We start from the raw sequence: 20,240 nt of genomic DNA on the forward strand, positions 1-20,240 counted from the left end.
TTTATGTTCAAACCAAAGGATATTCGGGAAATCTCCCGCAGGGCATCCTCCGGGATTTCAATGGTGACACCTTCCGTAGCCAGCAAAGCCTGATACTGCTTAACCAGTGAATTGTATGGCTCGATCAGGATCCGGTAGAGATCCTCTTCGGTAAGAGGTGATAATTCAACCCGGATTGGAAAGCGGCCTTGCAGTTCGGGCAGGAGATCGGAAGGTTTAGCCTGTGAAAAGGCGCCGGCGGCGATAAACAAGACATGGTTGGTTTTGACCGGTCCATGTTTGGTAAGCACGGTTGATCCTTCCACGATGGGGAGAAGATCGCGTTGGACGCCCCCCCGGGAAACGTCCGGTCCATGGGTTTCCCGGCTCCCTCCCGCGGTGATCTTATCAATTTCATCGATGAACACAATTCCGGTTTCTTCAACCCGGCGGATGGCTTCCCGGGTGATTTCCTCCATATCGATCATCTTTTGAATTTCCTGATTGAAGAGGATTTCCCGGGCATCCCTTATTTTAACCTTTTTCCTTTTTTTCCGGGGAGGAAATATATTGCCGAAAACGTCCTTGAGATCGATGCCCAGACTCTCCATTCCTCCTCCGGTCATCACTTCGATCGGACCGGTGCTTTCCTCAACCTCGACTTCGACCATCCGATCGTCCAAATCACCCTTCAACAATCGTTCCCGGAACTTTTCCCTGGTCCTGTTGAAAGAATCCTGATCCCGGGTCCAGACGACATCGACCCGATGATCCATGCCCTCCTCCCTGGAATCAGATTGAACCGGCGCCTCCGACGTGCCTCCCCGGGCAAGCAGGACATCGAGAATCCGCTCCTCAGCAGCTTCGCGACCGCGTTTTTCCTGTTTTTGAGTAATTTCACTTTTGACCATTCGAACCGCCAGTTCGGTAATGTCCCGGACAATCGACTCGACATCCTTGCCTACATACCCAACCTCGGTAAATTTCGTGGCTTCCACCTTGAGAAAAGGGGCGCGAGCCAGCTTCGCAATCCGTCTGGCGATCTCGGTTTTTCCCACCCCGGTTGGCCCGATCATGATGATATTTTTCGGGGTGATCTCCTCAGCGATCTCTTCCGGAAGCGATTGACGGCGTATTCTGTTTCTAAAAGCGATAGCGACGCTTTTTTTCGCTTCTTCCTGGCCGATAATGTACTTATCGAGTTCCCCGACCACGTCTTCGGGGGTTAAAGCCTCCTCAAGCTTATCCATGCACTCCTCCTGAATCATTACAACTATTAGGCTATAGCCCAGACTAAATAAGGTGACGTCGCCTACCCATAAACTTTTTTTCAGACGCTTTCTACAACAATTCGGTCATTCGTGTACACACAAATTTCTGCAGCGATATGCATAGCCTGCCGGGCGATATCTTCAGAGCTCAGGCTGGTGTTACGAAGCAAAGCACGGGCCGCGGCCAATGCATAGTTTCCACCGGACCCGATGGCGATGATCCCTTCATCAGGTTCGATGACGTCTCCCCGTCCGGAAAGAAGAAAAATTTGTGACGAATTCATGACCATCAGTAGGGCATCCAAGTGGCGGAGCACCTTGTCTGTTCGCCAGGTTTTGGCCAGTTCGACCGCCGATCGAGCGAGATTTCCAGAATATATATTAAGCTTTTCCTCGAAGCGCTCCAGAAGCGTGAGGCAATCCGCTCCCGCGCCGGCGAACCCGGCCAGCATTTTATCGTTGTATAAACGGTGAAGTTTTCGTGCGCCCTGTTTGACGATTGCCTCGTTCATGGTGACTTGACCGTCTCCGGCCATCGTTCCCCGGCCATCTCTGATTACGGCTAGGACCGTTGTCGATCGCGTCTTGACCATAGGTCCACCTTCTTTCCCGAATGGGGATGGGTATCATTATAGACTGATTTCATTTTTTCCCAGTTGATATGAGTATAGATCTGAGTCGTGGAAAGACTGGCATGTCCGAGCGCCTCCTGAACCAGTCGGAGTTCAGCTCCTCCGGATAGAAAATGAGTAGCGAAAGTATGCCGGAAGGTATGTGGGGAAACCGGTTTTTCCAGACCCTGCTCTAGGCAGCACTTGTTGAGCACCTTCCTGATTCCCCTTGGAGTGAGCGGTTTTCCGAAACGGTTGAGAAAAGCCGCTTCTTCAGGTTCGGGGTCCGGCGTCTTATGCCAATACTCCTGAAGAGCTGCTGCTGCGTGCCCGTTCAAGGGAACGATCCGTTCCTTTCCACCCTTTCCGTTCACTCGCAGGGTTTGCCGCTTGAAGTCAATATCTTTACGCCTAAGGTTTGCTGCCTCGCCCACCCGGATTCCCGATGCGTAGAGCAACTCAAACAAAGCGTGATTTCGGGCACTCAATCTGTCTCTTTTCTCCTCCTGTTGTTTTCTCAAGGTCTCCAGGAAGACAACGATTTCCTGCAAGGAAAGAAATGTTGGGAGTTTCTTCTCCGCTTTCAGCCTCCCTAAACCATCACAGGGATAATGATCGATCAATCCCCGTCGCCGCAGAAATCGATAAAAGCTCTTCAAAGCCGCCAGTCGGTTGAGTTGGGAAATCCGCTTGAGGGTTCGGACGGACTGGAGATAGGCAAGGAACCCTTTCACTTCAGCCTGAGTTACCGAAGGCAATCCAGTTATACCATGTCCCGTATCCTGTAGATATTCAGAAAACTGCTCCAGGGAACGTTGGTAGTTCTCTCGGGTATACGGTGAATAGTGTTTTTCCAGGGTTATATAACCGACAAAATAGTCGATGTAGTCCTTATCGGTTTTTAATTTCAATTGTAAGGGGCACTCCTTCCCAGTTTGTCTCTTTTCTGATCAACCGGCTGATTTTTCGGGCCAGGGCATCCCTGAACTCGTCAGTACCGTTGAAATTAGTGAAAAAAATAAAACGGGGTGGTGCCGTGAATTCCTGGTAGGCGTAATACACCCGAAAATGTTTTTGCGAGGGCAGAAGCCAATCGGCGTCATTGATGATATTCTTGATTGAGTGATTGAGCACGCTGGTCGGTATTTTACGAAAATACCCTTCGGAAATATTGGTTATCGCAGGAAGGAGCTGGTTGGGAATAGCCGGATCGAGAGCGCTCCCGCAATGGTAAAGCGCGTATCCGAGAAAAGGCATTTCTTGTTGGATATCCCGAATCAAAGAGTGCGGAGATACGGTCGGATCCTGTTCTTTCCGAAGATCGTATTTGTTGAGAAAGACCAGACATCCCTTCCGGCTTGCCGCAATTTCATGGGCGATCCGTTTGTCCTGTCGTGTGAGTCCGCTTTCCAAATCGAGAACCAACAGGCAGACATGAGCATCTTTGAGGTTTTTCCAGGCGCGTATTGCCGCATAGAAGGAGACGTCTCCGCGGGGAGAGGCTTTGCGGGCGATACCGGCGGTATCTATCAAAATGTAAGTACCCGAGTTATGATCCAACCAACTTTCGACCGCATCCCGGGTCGTCCCCGGAATATCGCTTACCAGGGAACGCCTTTCCCCTAAAAGAGCATTGAAAAGGGTTGATTTACCGACGTTCGGTTTGCCGAGGATCGCCAGTCGGACCCGGTTTTCTTCAGTTTTCTCGATTACCCCGGAGACCCGTTCGATTCGCCGGATAATGAGTTCTTTCAAAAGCGGAATTCCGTCTCCATGGGCAGCCGAAATCTGCACGATGTCATCCAATCCGAGGGTATATATGTCCTCAGGGGGGGGCTGGTGAGTCTGACCCTCTCGTTTATTGATCACCAGGATTACCTTCCGACCTTCCTTTCGGAAGCGAAGCAAGAGATCGGTCTCTATGTTGGTCACTTCCTTGTTGCCGTCCACTATAAAAAGAATGAGATCGGCTTTACGCAGGACGCTCCAAGCCTTCTCTTCAACCGTTTTTTGAAGGGGATTCAGGTGGGGATTGGCAAACTCGATCCCTCCGGTATCGACTAAAAGGGTGGGTTGACCGTTGATGGCTATCCGGTTTTCCAGGATATCCCGGGTTACTCCGGGGGAGGCATCGACAATTGAGAGTCTTTTTCTGGATAGTCGATTGAATAAAGTCGATTTACCGACATTCGCCCGACCGGCAATCACCACCAGAGGTAACGATTCAGTCATTCGCTTGTTCACTCCTCATCGTGTTTCCAGTTCTCCCCGAGAAACAATCCCCAGGTCATCGCTTCGTATTTCAGCCGGTATTGCTTGAAAACTCATTTCCCGGCAGCGATATCCTGGAGATATCGGAAGGTCTTCTGCACCTGAACATCCGGCGTCGACGCGCCGCTGGTAAGAAAAATACGATTGTTCTTTCCAAACCATTGCGGCTGGATTTCCTCCGCCGATTCGACCCACAAAAGAGGAAGAGCGGAGTGTTCGGCAAGCAATGCCAGGGCCCGGGTATTGGAGCTGTGTTTCCCTCCCAGCAAAACTACCACGGTAATTCCTCCGGTACGGATCTGATCTGCGAGTTCTTTTTGCCTGAGACCTGTTTCCGGACAAAGAGTATCGTGTATTTCGATCGGAAAGAATAATTCCCGCTCTTGAATCCAGTTCACGAACGCTTGGAAAGCAGGTTGGGGAAAGGTCGTTTGTTCCAGCACAGCCACCGGTTTCCGAGCCTGTTCGATAAGCGGCGGCAGCTTTTCCCAGTCCAGCGGGCTCTCACCGATTACCCAGGGAGGACGTTGAAGATGGCTAACCAGCGCCCGTACTTCGGCATGAGCGGCGTTTCCCAGAACGACAAGGGCAAAGCCATCCTTCTCTAATTGACACCCCAGGGAATGGATTTTTTTGACCCGGGGACAGGTCGTATCTATCACCGTCGCTCCACGTCGGTCGATCGCTTGTCCGGCGGCCTTTTCAAGACCGTGTGATCGTGAAACCACCAGAGAACCGGCACGGGCTTCTTCCGGTTTTTCTATTTTTATCGCCCCCCGGTCAACCAGAGATTGAACCGCTTTCCGGTTATGAACCAGGTCTCCAAGGAGAAATACTGGTTCTCGTGAGGACTGTAAGGCTTTTTCGGCGAGCTGAAAAGCTCGCTTCACCCCCGGGCAAAAGCCGATGGTGTGTGCGGTAATGACCTGCATCACCCGATCTCCTCTTCGGTCAAGGCGATAAGTCGGGTGAGAACCTGTTCGATAGTAAGGGATGTGGTATCAAGGACATGTGCGTCGTCGGCCAATCGCAAAGGAGCTTCTTCCCGGTTGGTATCGAGATTGTCCCTGGCAAGAACATTTTTTTGGATTTCTCTCAGATTGACCGTCAAACCTTTTTCTCGATTCTGCAACCACCGTCTTTTCGCCCGGATTTCCGGTGCAGCGGTAAGATAAATTTTTAGATCAGCCTCGGGGAGTATCACGGTCCCGACGTCCCGTCCTTCCGTGATCGAAGGCTGTGACAACGCCAAAGATCGTTGTTTTTCCTTCAGATAATTGCGAACTTCCGGAAGACGGGCAACGTCGGATACCTTCTCGTCGACCGGCTGGCTTCGGATCTGGTCTTCAACCGGTTTTCCTGCGAGTAAAACTTTCACTTGACCATCTTCCGTGATCAGTTCGAGTTTCATAGCGGCTAGGGCATGACCAAGCGCTTTCCGGTCATCGATATCAATTCCGTTGACGATCAGGTAGTAGGTCACCGCCCGGTACATCGCGCCGGTATCGATAAACAGGCAATGTAAGGCTTTGGCTAATTTTCTGGCCATCGTACTTTTTCCCGACCCGGCGGGACCGTCGATGGCGATCAAGCGTTTCACGACTGCACACCGTGGGGTTGAAAGGTCTGGACACCGAGAAGAGCGAGGTCATGAAAAAACTCCGGATAGCTCACCCCGATACATTCGGATTCCTGCACTATGGTTTCCCCCTCAGCAGCAAGACCGGCCACAAGCAAGCTCATGGCGATTCGATGATCTTTTCCTGACGAGACGGCGGCTCCCCGCAGTTTGACCGGACCGGTTATCCTCAACCCATCCTCCTCTTCCGTAATGTCTGCTCCCATAAGCTGTAAACCTCGAGCGATGCCGTGAAGTCGGTCCGATTCCTTGACTCGTAGTTCTCCAGCCCCGCTAATGCTGGTCACCCCCTGGGCCTGGGTCGCCAGAACGGCCAGAATGGGTATTTCATCGACGAGAGAAGGTATCATCTCCCTCGGTATTGCGATACCCTGCAAAGGGGCATGTTGAATTTGGATATCGCCGTACCCCTCACTGAAGCACTCTCCTTGGGGAATGATAGTCAGGTCGGCTCCCATAAGCCGCAGGCATTCCAGAAAACCGGTACGCAGAGGATTCAAACCGACGTTCCGTATGGTAATCGAGGATTCGGGAATCAGCAAAGCCAGAGCCGCTGGAAAAGCTGCAGAAGAAGGGTCTCCGGGGAGGGAAAAGCGGGTAGCCGGCATCCTGTCCGGAGGGGTCAGGTAAAGTCGCTTTTCCTGTTCCACAACGGACACCCCCAAGTAGCGCAGCATGTTTTCCGTGTGATTTCGGGTGGGCAGTAATTCCTCGATCACCGACCGGTCGTCGGCGAAGAGCGAAGCAAAGAGCAAGGCCGATTTTACCTGGGCACTGGCAACCTCCATCTGGTAGGAAATGGCCCTTAAACGCCGCCTCCCCCGTACGTAGAGCGGTGGGTACCGGTCGTGATTTCTCCCCCCGAGAAGGGCTCCGGTAGCGGTCAGCGGATCGATGATTCGTTTCATAGGCCGCTTGCGGATGCTCGCATCACCGGTCAGGACGGTCAGACCTTCAATGCCACAGGCGATTCCAGACAGCATTCGAATGGTGGTCCCTGAATTTCCCACATCAAGGACAGTATCCGGTTCCTGCAAGTGGCGGTGACCCGGCGAGTGCACTTCCACTTGATGGGTCACCGGCTCTTCTTTGATTTCGGCACCGAATGACCTCAAACACCGTAAGGTGGAACGGCAATCCTCACAGAAAGAAAACCCTTCAATATTGGTCTGGCCCGAGCATAGGGCCCCAAGCATGGCCGCCCGATGACTGAGGGATTTATCCCGAGGACAAAAAAGCACGCCCCGCAAGGGGCGATCCCATTTTCTGACGGTAGTCGTATTCACGACATTGTCTCCAGGTCCCGGCGCAAAGCCAGAGCCTGACCCAGGTAGATGTGATGAACATCATCTTGCCCTTTTCCAGGTTGATCGGCCAAAACGAGCATACGCAAACATTTTTCCAATGCACCGCTGACAGGAATTTCCTGGGCACACATGGTGGGAACCAAGCGGAAGTCATCCTGTCGGCGGATCCCCTCGGCCGGAAATGCGGAGCGAATATCCGGTGTCACGGTGATGAAAACCGCCCCGACCGCTTCGGGAATGAGTTGGTTCTGTTCCAGAATTTTTTCGAACAGATCAAGGGCGGCCTTTAGAACTTGTTCGTGCGTATCTTCGTCAATACAGATGGCGCCTCGTATACCCCGCATCATGAACGTTCTATTCCTTTCTGTATTATCATGTTCTCGGTCATCAGAAATCGATCCCCTGCCGGGGACCGATCCCCTTCCCAGCCGGGTGTTTGACCATTCTCATTTCCGTCACCAGGTCAGCCATAGCCAGAAGCTCCTCCGGAGCACTTCTCCCGGTCACCACTACCTCGACGGTCTCCGGGTGATTCCGGAGAACTTCTGCACAGTCGTTCCAGTCCAGAATGCCGAAATGGAAGGCATAGGTGAGTTCATCGAGAACAATCAGGTTGTACCGGGCGGCGATCATCTCCCGTTTTGCCAGTTCCCAGCCAATCAGAAATTCTTTCCGATCGTCCTTCCCCGGTTCACATCGGGAGATAAATTCTCCGGTTCCGAACTGGAACACGGTGACTCTGGGAATACATTGTAGGGTGGCCAGTTCACCGGTAAAACGTTTTTTGAAAAACTGAATTATCAGTACCCGCTTGCCCTGTCCGGCCGCCCGAAGGCTCAGGCCCAGCGCCGCGGTGGTTTTCCCTTTGCCGGTTCCGTAATAAACTTCCAGAAGACCCCGGTTATCCACAGCCGGTATTTTCCTCCATTAGAGATTGAATCTTTTTCCGCTCTTCTTGAGTAAAATACTTCCATTGGCCAGGAAGAATGTTCTGGTCCAAGATGAACGGTCCCATTGCTAACCGGATTAATCTTAGCACGGGATGCTTGAGAGAATCAAACAGGATGCGGATCTCGTGCTTTTTCCCTTCAAACAGGATTAAATCGACAATTGAGCAGTCCCGGGTATAACCCTTGATTTCCCCTGAGGCGATTCGATATGTCGTTCCATTTTTTTCAATACCTGATTTCAAAAAATCCAATTCTTCCAATTCGATTGTTCCCGAGACAAAGACCCGGTATTTTTTGGGGATTTCGAACCGGGGATGGGTTAACCGGTACGTGAGAGCTCCGTCATTGGTCAGGAGGAGGAGCCCTTCACTATCCTGGTCCAGGCGGCCGACCGGGTAAATCCGGTCGGGAACTTCTGAAAAAAAAGACATCACTGTTTTACGGCCGAAAGGATCTCTTACCGTGGTTAAGACATCCCGGGGTTTGTAAAACTTGATATATACCGTCCGCTCCTGCCGTATTAGCGGTTTTCCATCGAGTGTGACCGATTCACCCGTTAGCACGAGCCGGCCGGGATCAATGGCAGGTTTACCAGAAATCGCGACCCGTCCAGCCCGGATTATTTCTTCACACCCCCGGCGGGAAGCGACTCCCAAACGAGCCAAAAACTTGTTAAGTCGTTCTCCGCCACTCTCTGGCGGGGCTTCATTCAACCGGCTCTTCCCCCGGAACCATGATGATCCTTTGCAGTCGCTCCAAGCCTTCCGGACCATCGATGCCAAAAGTCTGATAAAACTTCCGGGTTACCCGGTAGAGGTATGGCTTACCCGGTTTGTCGGCATATCCATCGATATGTACCAAGCCTCTTTCGAGCAGCGTCTTGAGCGATCCAGCCGAATCAGCGCCCCGCTGCAGATCGATAGCGGCTTTGGTAATCGGCTGAAACAGGGATATCAGGGCCAAGGTTTCAAGTGCCGCCCGCGAAAGTCCCTTCTTGACGATAATTTTGGCAAACTCCTTGATCGCCTGACCATATTCCGGCAATACCATCATTTGCCAGGTATCCGCCACCTGGCGGATCACCAGGGAGCCCTCTTCACTGCTGTACCGTTTGGTCAGCTCTTCAAGTACCCTCCGGAGGCTCTCTTCACTTTCCCCGGTCAATTCGCTCATTTCTCGGATGCTCACCGGGTGCGGTGAAGCAAAAAGATAGGCTTCGATCAAACCCGGCGTTTTATTAGCCGAGGTCATTCTTTCGAAACGAGACAATCCCCTGATCATCTCTCATAATTAGGATTTTCCGGAAAACCATGTCGAGAAGAACTAAAAAAGTCGCAATGTCGGCCTTGCGATCTTTGGTGTTCTGCAGAAGCACTCCGATTGAATGCCAGTGTTGGGGTGCCCGACAAAAAAATCCCTCCAGAAAAACCTGGCGTTGTTCGATGAGGTCTTTGAATTCATCGTCGATTTTAATATCAACCCCGGTCTTTTCCTTGGTCAGATAGGTCCGATAGAGGCCTAAAAGCTCTTCGAGGTTGACCCGTCCGAGGTCAATTACGTCCTTCATCTGGATAGATTTCCACCGTTCGGGCGGCGCTTTGACCACATAGCGCTCCTGTTCCTGGATCGAGGCCAGAACATCGGCAAAGCGAGATAGGAAATCGCCAGCGGTCTCTGCTTCCTCGGACGATTCCTCCTCCCCATGAACACCCAGGGTTTCGTTCAACTCCGTTTCGATCTGCGTGATGAGAGATTCCAATTGATCGATGCGTTCCCGAAGACTTTCCGTATCGGCAAGATGATGGGATTCACTCATGCCGGGGCAGACCATAGTCGATGCGAACGGCGCGGCGGACTATGGACATGGTTTCTCTGGCCATTTCGCGCGCCTTGCGGCTTCCTTCAACGAGTAGTTCTCTGACCAGGCTATCTTTTGCCTGGTATTCGGTCCGGTATGGAGTGATGGCATCTAAAAAATCCACCAGAAGACCGGACAGTTCCTTTTTGCAATCTACACAACCCAACGCTCCACTCCGGCAGTCCATTTCGATTTCCGAGACCCGCGGGTTCGCGATCAACCCTTGTAGAGAGAACACGTTACAGCGCTCAGGATGCCCGGGATCGTTCCTGCGGATTTTATCCGGATCCGTAAACATCGAAGCCACCTTTTTCTTGATGTCGTTCCTATCTTCCGATAGACCTATGGTGTTGTTGACGCTTTTACTCATTTTTTTCCCATCTATCCCCAGGATACGCGGGGTTTCAGTCAAAAGTTCGTCCGGCTCCGGAAAAACAGCGGTGTGATAGAGGTGGTTGAAACGACGGGCGATTTCCCGGGTCATCTCGATGTGCGGAACCTGATCTTCGCCAACCGGAACCCCCACTGCACGATAGATTAAAATATCTGCAGCCATCAGGACCGGGTACCCGAGATGCCCGTAGCCAACCGCTTCCTTGAGACCCATGTCCTGAAGCTGTTGTTTGAGAACCGGATTCCGATCCAACCATCCTACCGGGGTAATCATGGAAAAAAGAAGGTGGAGTTCGGCGTGCTCTCTCACCAGAGACTGAATCATCATCAACGATCGTTCGGGATTTATCCCCACGCTCAGCCAGTCCTTGACCATGTCCAGGATGTTCTTTTCCAGATCTTCGGTCTGTTCGAAGGAAGTGGTCAAGGCATGCCAATCGACCACCCCGAAAATACAGTCATATTCCTCCTGTAAGCGGATCCAATTCCTGAGTGCGCCAAAATAATGTCCAATATGCATCTTGCCTGTAGGTCGCATTCCGCTGAATATACGTTTCCGGGTATTCACACTACCTCATCCCTTCTACGATGTTTTTGACGAATTGCCGTTCCTCCGCTCGATTGAATACCATCCCGTCAATCATGGCCAGACGGAGTTCCTCCAAAATTGTAGCATAAATCGGTCCTTCACGAAGGCCCATTTCCTTTAGGTCATTTCCGGTCAAAACCGGTTTCGTGGAAAACCATTCGGTTAAATAGCGTTCAAGGGTTTGGTAAGCTAGCTGGTTGTCCGAATAAATGGCCAGGTTGAGATACAGGAATTCAAGGGGGATCCGCTGCAAGATCCGGAAGGCGGCAGAAGGACGCATGATCGGACGGGACAGCGTTCTACGCAACCGATCCCGGTCACCGAAATAGCTGTTGATCGCCTGAGCTTGCCGGTGGGACAGGGAAAGTTTTTTGACGAAGTTGTCCAGGTGATAGAGGCTCATGTTTTCAAGCAGGGGGCTCAGCTTCAGGAGAAAAAGGTCAAGGGGAACGGGCGGCGGGAATTGGTCAATCCCTTTTTTCAAGTCTTCAAAGATTCTGGTATATTCAGCTTTCCAGGTACACCCCGGAAAAATGCAGGGAAAGGTGTCCAGTTGGTACAATCGGCGTAGGTAGCGGTGGTATCCCGGCAGGCGGAGAATGAGTTGTATTTCCTCCTTAAGTCGATCCGGTTTGAGAGAGTTGAGTTGTTCTTCCCGAACTGCTTGCTTCAGAAGACTCATCGTAAACGGTTCGATGGCGAAATCGTATTTTTGCTCAAACCGGACTGCCCTGATGATGCGGGCAGGATCCTCCACCAGGCTCAGGGGGTGCAGTATGCGCAAGGAGTGGTTTTCCAAATCGCGGATCCCACCGAAAAAGTCGAACAGGTCCCCCCAATTATCCGGGCTTAGGCTGGCGGCCAGGGCGTTGATCGTAAAATCCCGGCGGAAGAGATCCCGTCTCAGACTTGCGTATTCTACTTCCGGAGCGGAACCGGCTTGTGGATAGTATTCCTGACGGGCGGTCGCAAAATCGATACGTCGCTGGTTGGCCATGATCAGGATGGCGGTGCCAAAGGGGGGGTACGATACCGTCTTCCCCGGGAACAACTCAGTGACCTTTTTCACAAACTCGATGGCGTTCCCTTCAATAACGATATCCAAGTCTTCATTCGGAATACCAAGGATACAGTCTCGCACCACTCCGCCCACCAGGTAGGCCTGGTACCCCATTTTCCGGGCGAGGTCTCCAAGTTTATTCAAGAAGCTCAGATCCGCCTCGGAAAACTGGAAAAAGAGTTTCTGGGAGATATTCAGGCGGGTGAGTCGGGGGCTAAGAAAATTCTCCTGCTGGTGAAAGGTCCGCAGGAGATCGCTTCGGGTGATGATTCCCATCAGTCTCCCCTCTTTGACCACCGGAATCCGGCCGATATCCTTTTCCACCATCAGGTTACGGACCTGGAATATGGACGAATCGGGAGTCACGGTGATGACCTGGGGAGCCATGAAGCTCTTCACCGGTGCGTTCTGTAGTCCGTGATGTATCGCTTTTTCGACATCACGGCGGGCAATTAAACCTACCACGGACCCCATTTCGTTGACTACCGGGAGACCGGAATAACCGAATCTGATCATGATCAGGGAAGCTTCGCGAATCGAACTCTCCACATGAATGGTCTTGACCGGGTAAGACATGATTTCATAGGCCCTCAGGAAGGACAGTGATTCCCGCAGAATATTTCGGAGTTTCCTGATCGCCTCTTCCGGGGTGATATTTTTCAAGGCGGTCGAAGCCGCGCCGCGATGACCTCCTCCGTTCATTTTTTCCAATATTTTCCGGAGGTCGACGTCTTCCAGGCGGCTGCGGGAAATGATATAGACTTTCTCTTCGAGGGTGAATACGGCAAAAAGTACTTCGATCTCTTCAAGATCCATCAATTTGTGAACCAGGAAAGAAACCCCATCGATGTATTCATGGCTGGTCACCGAGGTAAAATGAACGGGTATTCCGTTGATATTTTCAACTACGAGGGAGTCAATCATCCGTTTCAGGATTTCCCTCTGTTCAGTGGTCAGTTGCAAACCGGTGAAACGGGGGACGTACCCCACCTGTGCCCCTCGCTGGATCAGATAGGAGACCGCGTCCAAATCATCCGAGGTGGTGGTTGGAAAAGTAAAGGACCCGGTGTCTTCATAAATCCCGAGCGTAAACAGAGTCGCTTCGAGAGGGGCCAGAGGCAGGTTCTTTTCCCGTATCCTTTTCACTAAAAGCGTTGTGCAGGCGCCCAGAGGTTCGATATGAACCGTATCCCCAGCCAGGCTTTCTTCGGAAAGGGGATGATGATCATACACCACATAGGTTATCGATCCCTGCCGGATGGCCTGACCTGCTCTTCCGATCCGATCGGGAAGCGATGTATCAGTAACAAAGACCCGCTTGACCGCTGTCCAGTCCAAGTCTTTTTCCAGGCTATAGGGAAAAAAATGCCCGTATAGGGTCAGGAAGTGTCTGACATTGCGATTGACGGCGCCTCCCAGCACCATAACAGTCCCGGGGTACAGCCGAGTCACGGCATACATGGACGAAAGAGAGTCGAAATCGCTTCCTTCGTGGCTGACCACTATGTCCATACCGGTCTCCTAAAAAAAGTCTTCAGGTTCACAGGCTTTTTCACGCGGGAAAGAAGGCCGTCCCGGGACCTGCCCAGGAAACGTTCAAAACGCAGCTGGCCGTTGCAGCAATATCGGCAAAGGTTTTTCGGACTCCAAGAGAATGGCTGGGAGAAAGGGTCGGAGCATACATCAGGAGAGGGGCGTATTCCCGGGTGTGATCTGTCCCGGGGAAGGTCGGGTCGCAGCCATGGTCGCTGGTGATCAGGAGCACATCGTTACCGGTGAGTATCTCAAGAAGCTCGGCCAGTTCCCGGTCCCATTCCTCGATGGCTTTCGCAAACCCCCGGGGGTCATTGCGGTGGCCGTACAGACTGTCAAAATCGTTGAAATTAGCCCACACCAAGTCACCCTCCCCGCTATTGGCCAGTTCACGAAATACGGCGAACGTTTCCCGGTTCCCCGAGGTCTTATAGGAACGGGTAACCCCCCGGTTGGCAAATATATCCTTGATCTTACCCACGCCGATGGTTATCTTCCCTTCCGCAACAAGCACGTCCAACAAAGTTCGGGCAGGGGGCGGGAGAGAATAATCGCGTCGCCCTCCCGTTCGGACATAGTTTCCTGCGTTGCCTTCAAAAGGTCGGGCAATGACCCTGGCGACCGCGTCTTTCCCGGTGAGGATGCGGCGGGCATATTCGCAGAAACGGTAAAGTTCTTCCGGGGGGATGACCGCAACATGAGCGGCAACCTGGAAAACGCTGTCTGCCGAGGTATACACAATGGGAGCGCCGGTCCGGAGGTGTTCATTTCCCAGTCGGGCGATGATGTCGGTTCCAGAGGCAGGCACATTTCCCAACACCGGTTTGCCGAAATACTTTTGCACCGCATCGATGATCCGATTGGGAAATCCTTCCGGATACAGTGGAAATGGTTGGTCAAGGATCAGTCCAGCTATTTCCCAGTGTCCGGTTGTCGTGTCTTTCCCCGGTGATTGTTCCAGCATCTTTCCATAGGAAGCCTGCGAAGAAACGGGTTGTGGAACACCGGGGATTTCATCGATCAGTCCCAGACCCAGTGAGGCGAGGACCGGCAGGTGCAAGCCTCCGACGGCTCGAGCCGTATTTCGCAGGGTATGGCTGCCTCGGTCGTTATAGTAGGCGGCATCGGGAAGTTCGCCCATTCCTACCCCATCTAGGAGAGCGATCAGAATCCGCATTCCGGTTCACTCAGCCATTGTTGTAAACCGATAATCGTCTTGGCATCGGCGATCGAACCTGAAGCGAGCAATCGGCGGGCTTCCAGCCGGGTGATTTCATGGAGGTAGATCTCCTCATCCTCGTCCCCCTGCCGGGATTCAGGATGTGGCCAGGCGTTCCGGGCTCGATACAGGTGGATGATTTCCGAGCTATACCCAGGCGCGAGAAATACCGGGAGAAGAAATTCCCACTGTTGCGAAACAAACCCGGTTTCTTCTTCAAGTTCCCGGCGGGCGCATTCCGCCGGGCCCTCTCCAGCCTCCAGAGTGCCAGCCGGAATTTCCCATAACCAGCGAGCCGCCGGCGCCCGGAACTGTCGAATAAGGAGGAGTCTGTTTTGTGTGGTGCTGGCGACCACCGCAACTGCTCCGGGATGGTGGACAAATATACGCTCAAAACGGTCTTCATACTGATTCCGAACAATATCGAATATCTTCGCTCGAAACACCGTTTCGCTTTTTACCAATTCAGGGATAAGCGGTTCGGCGCCTTCTCGCTCCCGGTTGAAAATAATCATCGCTAACCCTGCTCCTTTGGCGTAATCCAAACATGTTTGATGGGAAAGCCTTTTGCCGTTAGGTCGTCAAGCAGGGCATCCGGGTTGGAAGAATCTACCCGGATAACTATATAGCGGTAGTTTGCCCTTTCCGGATTGTGAAAGGTGGCCAGGCTTAGGATATTCACCTGGTGGTTCTTGATCACAGAGGTCACTTCATAGAGGACACCGGCTTTCATTGGTAGTTCCAGGGTGATTCTCGTTCCTCCCTCCTCCACGCCCAGTGTTTCCACCAGGACCCCGAAAATATCGGATTCAGTGATCACCCCGATGACCTGGCTTTCCTGGACCACCGGCATGCCGCCGACATTATTTTTTTTCATGATCAAAGCGGCCTCTTCAATTGGTGTGTCCGGTTTAATGGTGATGACTCGTTTCTTCATGATCTCGGCAACGGTCATTTTGGAGAGTAGGTAGGTAATTTCAAAACGGCTCAGCGAGATGGCCTTGGATGGTTCGGCCTCGAGAAGATCGTTGTAGGTGACGATTCCCACAATTTTTCCTCCATCCACCACCGGCAGTCGTCGAATGCCTTTTTCTTTCATCAGTTTTTCCGCTTCCAGAATCGTGGTTTTGCTGTTGACGAGGACCACGGTCTTGCTCATTCGATCTCGGACTAACACTGGGCTCCCCCTCTGTTTTTTTCCTGGATAATAAATTCTTTACCCGCCTCGATAGCCCGGAGGTTCATATTGACAAGGTCATCCGGCTTTCCGGCCAACACATCCCGGATCGCCGCTTGTAAGGTCTCGAAATGGACCACCGGATGATATGCCAGGACCGCACCGAGCATGACCATATTCAGAGTCCGGGGGTCGGGAAGTCGCGCTACCAGCTCGTTCGCCGGGACCATGAGCACATTGATATCCGGATAGGAAACCGCGTGGTGAACGAGCGATGAATTGACCGCCAGAAGCCCCTTTTCCCTAACGCCGGGCGCGTAGCGCCTGAGGGATGGTTCGTTCATGGCAATGCAAACGTCAGGATGTTCGGACTGGGTCGCTCCGATTGTCTCCGAAGAGACGATGACCGTACAGGTTGCCGTTCCACCACGCATTTCCGGTCCGTAAGAAGGATACCAACTCACCTCAAATCCTTCAAACATTCCGGCAGTCGCCAATATACGGCCCATAAACAGGATTCCCTGACCACCAAAGCCGCCGATCAGCGTCTCAGTGTACATGGACTCCCTCTTTCCAGTCCTTGATTACACCCAGCGGAAAAACATTTTTCATTTCTTTGTCCACCCAGTCCACCGCATCAGTCGGGGTCATTTTCCAGTTGGTGGGACAGGGAGAAAGAAACTCCACCATCGAAAATCCTCTCTTCTCTTGCTGAGTGAGAAAAGCGCGCCGAACGGCTTCTTTAGCCTGTTTGATAAGATTGGGTTTAGTCAGGGCGACCCGGGCAAGGTAACTACTTCCCTCCAGTTGTCCGAGCATTTCACCGAGCCGGAGAGGATGCCCGGTACGAAGTGGGTCCCTTCCGGCTGGAGTCGTGGTGGTCTGTTGGCCGGTTAGAGTGGTAGGCGCCATTTGCCCTCCGGTCATTCCAAAAATAGCGTTATTCACGAAAAAAGCGGTAATGCATTCCCCCCGGACGGCGGTATGGACGATTTCGGCGGTACCAATAGCCGCGATATCCCCATCACCCTGGTAGGAAAAAACCAGAACGTCGGGCAAGCACCGCTTGATTCCTGTAGCTACGGCCGGGGCCCGGCCGTGTGGTCCCATGACGAAATCGATATCGATGAATTCATAAATATAGACCGAACAACCCACCGGTCCAACTCCGATGGTGGTGTCGGCTTGTCCCAGTTCGTCGATGACCTCGGCGATCAACCGGTTGGCCAGACCGTGATGACAGCCAGGACAGTAGGTAAAAGGTTTTTCCAAGAGTGTTTTCGGGCGTTCGAAAATTGTCTTCATGAGGATTCCTCGCTTTTCAGCACAAAACGAATCTTTTCGAGAATTTCATCTACGGTGGGGATCAAGCCGCCGCTCCGGCCGTGAAAATGGATGGGCACTCGATCTCCCACAGCTAAAGTAACGTCTTCGACCATCTGGCCCAGGTTCATTTCCACGACCAGGACCCGGCCTGCCCGCTGGGCTTCCTCCTTGATCACCCGACTCGGAAAAGGATACAGACTGATCGGGCGCAGCAAGCGCAAACGGAGACCCTGTTTTTCTCCTTTTCGGACGACTGACTTCAAAACCCGGGCCGAGGTCCCGTACCCCACCAATAAAAGATCCGCTTCTTCTTGACCGAAACATTCAAAACGAATTTCATATTCCTCTACCCGGCGGTATTTTTTAGCTAGTCGCAAGTTGACCTGTTCCATTTCCCGCGGATCCAGGTTCAGGGGAAGAATGATCTTCCGTTCCCGACCGTTTTTTCCCTGAATCGCCCAGTCTTTGGGTGGGAGTTCGGGAAAGTCATATTCCCAAAAAACAACCGGCTCCATCATCTGGCCCAGCATCCCATCGCTCAGAATCAACACCGGATTCCGGTAGAGATCAGCCAGGTGAAAGGCCAGATAGTTTAGGTCCACCATCTCCTGGACCGAGGACGGCGCCAGAACGATCACCCGGTAATCTCCATGCCCACCGCCTTTTACCGCCTGAAAGTAGTCACCTTGGGAAGGTTGGATGTTACCCAGTCCCGGACCACCTCGGCTGATATTCACGATGACACAGGGAAGCTCGGCACAGGCAAGATAGGAAATACCTTCCTGCTTGAGGCTCATACCTGGTCCGGACGACGAAGTCATGACCCGCTTTCCCGTGGCGGAAGCACCGTAAGCCATGTATACTGCTGCGATTTCGCTTTCCGCCTGCAGGAATACCCCTCCCACCTCCGGGAGACGCCAGGAAAGATATTCACTGATTTCTGTCTGAGGGGTGATGGGGTAACCAAAGTAGAACAGGCATCCCGCTCGCACCGCGGCTTCGGCGATGGCGTCATTCCCTTTCATAAGTATTTTTTTCATCAGTCATCCTCCCGGTAGACCGCGATGGCGACATCAGGACACAGTTGGGCACAAAACCCGCAGCCAATACAGGCTTTTGGGTTAGCCACTTCCGCCGGATAGTACCCACGGGCGTTGAAGCTGTCGGACATTACCAGGACCCGCGGGGGGCAGATTCTGGTACACAATCCACATCCCTTACAAAATTCCCGGCTTATGATGACGATATTCAAAGCATGAGTCTCCTCTGTAAATACATGGTAGAAGCTCTACAACATCCCCCACTCTGACTTATTTCCGGTACGTTCGGCCCGGTTCAGCAGTGTTTCGGCGTATTGGAGGGCAGAGGTTTCCCGCTTTTGACCCCCCATCATGCGGGTCAACTCCTGGATACGTTCCTCCCGGCTATGCAAGGGGGTGATCTCTGCCCAGGTTTTTTCCCGGTCAAAGCGTTTATCCACCCGAATATGATTTTCCGCGTAACAGGCAATTTGAGGAAGATGAGTAATACAGAGAACCTGGTGTCCGGCCGATAACCGTTTTAGTTTTTCACCGACCCAAAAGGCGGTTTGGCCCCCAATGCCCTGGTCGATTTCATCAAAAACCATGGTCCCGACCCCCGATTTTTCCAAGGTTATCGACTTCAAACCCAGGATAATCCGGGAGATTTCCCCACCTGAAGCCACCAGGCGAACCGGTCCGGGCTTTTCTCCGGGATTCAGGGAAACTGCGAACTCGACCTCGTCAAGACCATCAGGTTTGAAATTGCTCTCTTCTTTTCCGTGATCGGTAAAGCGAATCTCAAATTCCACTCGATTAAAGGCGAGCTGACGGAGTTCATCCTCGAGCACTGCTTTCATCTGGGAAGCGGCCTGCCGTCTAGCCTCCGATAACCGCGTTCCAGCATCAAGAAGACGACGCACATATGAACGACACTCCTGTGCAATATCCCTTTTCTGACGTTCGAGTCCCTCTGCTTGAGATAAAACGAGTTTAAGGTTCCCTTGGAATTCGATCAGTTCTCCCGTAGTGCGGATCCGGTGTTTGCGTTTGATTCGCTCTGTTTCGGCAACCTGTTTTTCCAGCCGGGCGAATTCATCCGGGTTGAGATCTAATTTCCCATGTATCTTTCCCACTTCGCAGAGAACTTCCCGTAATTCGACTTCGATTGTTTTCAATGAACCGCTCAAGCGGGTCAGAATTCCCTCAGGTCCTGGGCCGGGAGCGGTTTCCAGGGCCTGCCTGGCTCGAGCAAGAGCATGGAGTATTCCTCCTCCCTCCTCCCCTCCTTGGCAGAGGGCAAGGAAGATATCCAGAGTTTCCCGGTAACCCTGGGCGTCGGCAGCCAATTGGAATGCCTCGTCAAGTTCCAGCAGGGTATCGGGGGAGAGCCCGAGATCGCTCATTTCCTGCAGGGCAAACCGGACATCGTCAATGTTCCCGTCATAGGCTTTATTCATCTCTTCAAGCTCTTTCTGAAGGGTCGTGAGTTTCCGGTGGAAGTTCTGGTATTCGTTTCTCGCCGCTCTTCCCCCCTGATCAAGAAAGGTGTCTAGAAGCGCCAACTGCCGGGATGGGAGAAAGAAATTTTCATCTTCGCCCTGCCCGTAAATATCCACGAGCAGGCCACCGAGGGTCCGTAGATCCCCCAATGTGACAGTGCGACCATTGATCCGGGATCGGGTTTTTCCTTCCTGGCTGATTTCCCGGGAAAGAACGACTTCCCGGCTCAATTCTCCCAGGAGATCCTGGGAGAGAAGCCACTGTTCCACCGGAGATGACGGATCATATCCAAACGCCGCTTCGATCAGGGCGCTTTGCTGGTTTTTCCTGACGGCTTCTTCCCGGGCCCGGGTTCCTAAAAGCAGGAGAAGGGCATCGATAATCAAAGACTTCCCCGTGCCGGTTTCACCGGTGATGACGTTCAAACCGCGCTCAAAATGAAGCTCCTGAAAGTCGACCAGAACAAAATTTTTGATGGACAGTTCTTTCAGCATCAGGATTCGATACGTTTTCGTATATCCATTCCCCAGGACAG

General features: G+C 52.5%; 22 protein-coding genes. All 22 read right to left on the reverse strand.

Going from position 1 to position 20,240, the window contains the following annotated elements:
• A partial coding sequence (gene hslU, locus VLH40_06590) for an ATP-dependent protease ATPase subunit HslU (GenBank protein ID HSV31671.1) occupies nt 1–1,229 on the reverse strand: 1,229 nt, incomplete at its 3' end.
• Between the two features lie 80 nt (nt 1,230–1,309).
• Nucleotides 1,310–1,843 (reverse strand): ATP-dependent protease subunit HslV, encoded by a 534-nt coding sequence (gene hslV / locus VLH40_06595; GenBank protein HSV31672.1) that lies wholly within the window; start codon nt 1,841–1,843, stop codon nt 1,310–1,312.
• The gene (locus tag VLH40_06600) at nt 1,813–2,772 is read right to left on the reverse strand and encodes a tyrosine-type recombinase/integrase (GenBank protein HSV31673.1); all 960 of its coding nucleotides are present in this window, start codon (nt 2,770–2,772) and stop codon (nt 1,813–1,815) included. The genes hslV and VLH40_06600 overlap by 31 nt, the downstream gene beginning before the upstream one ends.
• Nucleotides 2,753–4,093, reverse strand: coding sequence for a ribosome biogenesis GTPase Der (der, locus tag VLH40_06605; protein ID HSV31674.1), 1,341 nt, complete (start codon nt 4,091–4,093; stop codon nt 2,753–2,755). The genes VLH40_06600 and der overlap by 20 nt, the downstream gene beginning before the upstream one ends.
• 92 nt (nt 4,094–4,185) lie before the next feature.
• On the reverse strand, nt 4,186–5,064 hold the full coding sequence (gene ispH, locus VLH40_06610) for a 4-hydroxy-3-methylbut-2-enyl diphosphate reductase (GenBank protein HSV31675.1): 879 nt from the start codon (nt 5,062–5,064) through the stop codon (nt 4,186–4,188).
• Nucleotides 5,064–5,732: a (d)CMP kinase gene (gene cmk / locus VLH40_06615; protein ID HSV31676.1), complete on the reverse strand. Its 669-nt coding sequence runs from the start codon at nt 5,730–5,732 to the stop codon at nt 5,064–5,066. The genes ispH and cmk overlap by 1 nt, the downstream gene beginning before the upstream one ends.
• Nucleotides 5,729–7,057, reverse strand: a complete 1,329-nt coding sequence (gene aroA / locus VLH40_06620; GenBank protein ID HSV31677.1) for a 3-phosphoshikimate 1-carboxyvinyltransferase — start codon at nt 7,055–7,057, stop codon at nt 5,729–5,731. The genes cmk and aroA overlap by 4 nt, the downstream gene beginning before the upstream one ends.
• Nucleotides 7,054–7,425: a chorismate mutase gene (gene aroH / locus VLH40_06625; protein HSV31678.1), complete on the reverse strand. Its 372-nt coding sequence runs from the start codon at nt 7,423–7,425 to the stop codon at nt 7,054–7,056. Before aroH ends, aroA begins: the two co-directional genes overlap by 4 nt.
• 40 nt (nt 7,426–7,465) lie before the next feature.
• Nucleotides 7,466–7,987: a cob(I)yrinic acid a,c-diamide adenosyltransferase gene (locus VLH40_06630; protein ID HSV31679.1), complete on the reverse strand. Its 522-nt coding sequence runs from the start codon at nt 7,985–7,987 to the stop codon at nt 7,466–7,468.
• The gene (locus VLH40_06635) at nt 7,980–8,741 is read right to left on the reverse strand and encodes a pseudouridine synthase (GenBank protein ID HSV31680.1); all 762 of its coding nucleotides are present in this window, start codon (nt 8,739–8,741) and stop codon (nt 7,980–7,982) included. Before VLH40_06635 ends, VLH40_06630 begins: the two co-directional genes overlap by 8 nt.
• Nucleotides 8,734–9,297: an SMC-Scp complex subunit ScpB gene (scpB, locus tag VLH40_06640; GenBank protein ID HSV31681.1), complete on the reverse strand. Its 564-nt coding sequence runs from the start codon at nt 9,295–9,297 to the stop codon at nt 8,734–8,736. The genes VLH40_06635 and scpB overlap by 8 nt, the downstream gene beginning before the upstream one ends.
• Nucleotides 9,266–9,844 (reverse strand): hypothetical protein, encoded by a 579-nt coding sequence (locus VLH40_06645; GenBank protein HSV31682.1) that lies wholly within the window; start codon nt 9,842–9,844, stop codon nt 9,266–9,268. Before VLH40_06645 ends, scpB begins: the two co-directional genes overlap by 32 nt.
• Nucleotides 9,837–10,847, reverse strand: coding sequence for a tryptophan--tRNA ligase (gene trpS / locus VLH40_06650; GenBank protein HSV31683.1), 1,011 nt, complete (start codon nt 10,845–10,847; stop codon nt 9,837–9,839). Before trpS ends, VLH40_06645 begins: the two co-directional genes overlap by 8 nt.
• Before the next feature lies 1 nt (nt 10,848).
• Nucleotides 10,849–13,440 (reverse strand): CBS domain-containing protein, encoded by a 2,592-nt coding sequence (locus VLH40_06655; protein HSV31684.1) that lies wholly within the window; start codon nt 13,438–13,440, stop codon nt 10,849–10,851.
• A gap of 40 nt (nt 13,441–13,480) precedes the next feature.
• A complete protein-coding gene (locus tag VLH40_06660; GenBank protein ID HSV31685.1) occupies nt 13,481–14,638 on the reverse strand; it encodes a phosphopentomutase in 1,158 nt (385 codons plus the stop codon).
• Nucleotides 14,626–15,195, reverse strand: coding sequence for an NUDIX hydrolase (locus tag VLH40_06665; protein ID HSV31686.1), 570 nt, complete (start codon nt 15,193–15,195; stop codon nt 14,626–14,628). Before VLH40_06665 ends, VLH40_06660 begins: the two co-directional genes overlap by 13 nt.
• A 2-nt stretch (nt 15,196–15,197) precedes the next feature.
• Nucleotides 15,198–15,857 (reverse strand): CBS and ACT domain-containing protein, encoded by a 660-nt coding sequence (locus VLH40_06670; protein ID HSV31687.1) that lies wholly within the window; start codon nt 15,855–15,857, stop codon nt 15,198–15,200.
• On the reverse strand, nt 15,851–16,417 hold the full coding sequence (locus VLH40_06675) for a 2-oxoacid:acceptor oxidoreductase family protein (GenBank protein ID HSV31688.1): 567 nt from the start codon (nt 16,415–16,417) through the stop codon (nt 15,851–15,853). Before VLH40_06675 ends, VLH40_06670 begins: the two co-directional genes overlap by 7 nt.
• Nucleotides 16,407–17,162: a thiamine pyrophosphate-dependent enzyme gene (locus tag VLH40_06680; protein ID HSV31689.1), complete on the reverse strand. Its 756-nt coding sequence runs from the start codon at nt 17,160–17,162 to the stop codon at nt 16,407–16,409. Before VLH40_06680 ends, VLH40_06675 begins: the two co-directional genes overlap by 11 nt.
• On the reverse strand, nt 17,159–18,223 hold the full coding sequence (locus VLH40_06685; GenBank protein ID HSV31690.1) for a 3-methyl-2-oxobutanoate dehydrogenase subunit VorB: 1,065 nt from the start codon (nt 18,221–18,223) through the stop codon (nt 17,159–17,161). The genes VLH40_06680 and VLH40_06685 overlap by 4 nt, the downstream gene beginning before the upstream one ends.
• Nucleotides 18,223–18,435 carry a 4Fe-4S dicluster domain-containing protein gene (locus VLH40_06690; protein HSV31691.1) on the reverse strand — a complete coding sequence of 71 codons (213 nt, stop codon included), beginning with the start codon at nt 18,433–18,435 and terminating at the stop codon, nt 18,223–18,225. Before VLH40_06690 ends, VLH40_06685 begins: the two co-directional genes overlap by 1 nt.
• 36 nt (nt 18,436–18,471) lie before the next feature.
• Nucleotides 18,472–20,240, reverse strand: a 1,769-nt coding sequence (gene recN / locus VLH40_06695; protein HSV31692.1) for a DNA repair protein RecN, incomplete at its 5' end; no start/stop codon positions are given.

It is taken from the genome of Atribacteraceae bacterium, from assembly GCA_035477455.1.
Taxonomy (GTDB): domain Bacteria; phylum Atribacterota; class Atribacteria; order Atribacterales; family Atribacteraceae; genus DATIKP01.

What these genes read in the sequence shown, in the direction of transcription:
- VLH40_06685 (HSV31690.1), bottom strand. Translation starts at nt 18,223, where the DNA reads ATGAAAAAAATACTTATGAAAGGGAATGACGCCATCGCCGAAGCCGCG.
- hslV (HSV31672.1), bottom strand. Translation starts at nt 1,843, where the DNA reads ATGGTCAAGACGCGATCGACAACGGTCCTAGCCGTAATCAGAGATGGC.
- aroH (HSV31678.1), bottom strand. Translation starts at nt 7,425, where the DNA reads ATGATGCGGGGTATACGAGGCGCCATCTGTATTGACGAAGATACGCAC.
- VLH40_06660 (HSV31685.1), bottom strand. Translation starts at nt 14,638, where the DNA reads ATGCGGATTCTGATCGCTCTCCTAGATGGGGTAGGAATGGGCGAACTT.
- VLH40_06675 (HSV31688.1), bottom strand. Translation starts at nt 16,417, where the DNA reads ATGTACACTGAGACGCTGATCGGCGGCTTTGGTGGTCAGGGAATCCTG.
- der (HSV31674.1), bottom strand. Translation starts at nt 4,093, where the DNA reads ATGACTGAATCGTTACCTCTGGTGGTGATTGCCGGTCGGGCGAATGTC.
- VLH40_06665 (HSV31686.1), bottom strand. Translation starts at nt 15,195, where the DNA reads ATGATTATTTTCAACCGGGAGCGAGAAGGCGCCGAACCGCTTATCCCT.
- VLH40_06655 (HSV31684.1), bottom strand. Translation starts at nt 13,440, where the DNA reads ATGGACATAGTGGTCAGCCACGAAGGAAGCGATTTCGACTCTCTTTCG.
- VLH40_06645 (HSV31682.1), bottom strand. Translation starts at nt 9,844, where the DNA reads ATGAGTGAATCCCATCATCTTGCCGATACGGAAAGTCTTCGGGAACGC.
- VLH40_06680 (HSV31689.1), bottom strand. Translation starts at nt 17,162, where the DNA reads ATGAAGACAATTTTCGAACGCCCGAAAACACTCTTGGAAAAACCTTTT.
- ispH (HSV31675.1), bottom strand. Translation starts at nt 5,064, where the DNA reads ATGCAGGTCATTACCGCACACACCATCGGCTTTTGCCCGGGGGTGAAG.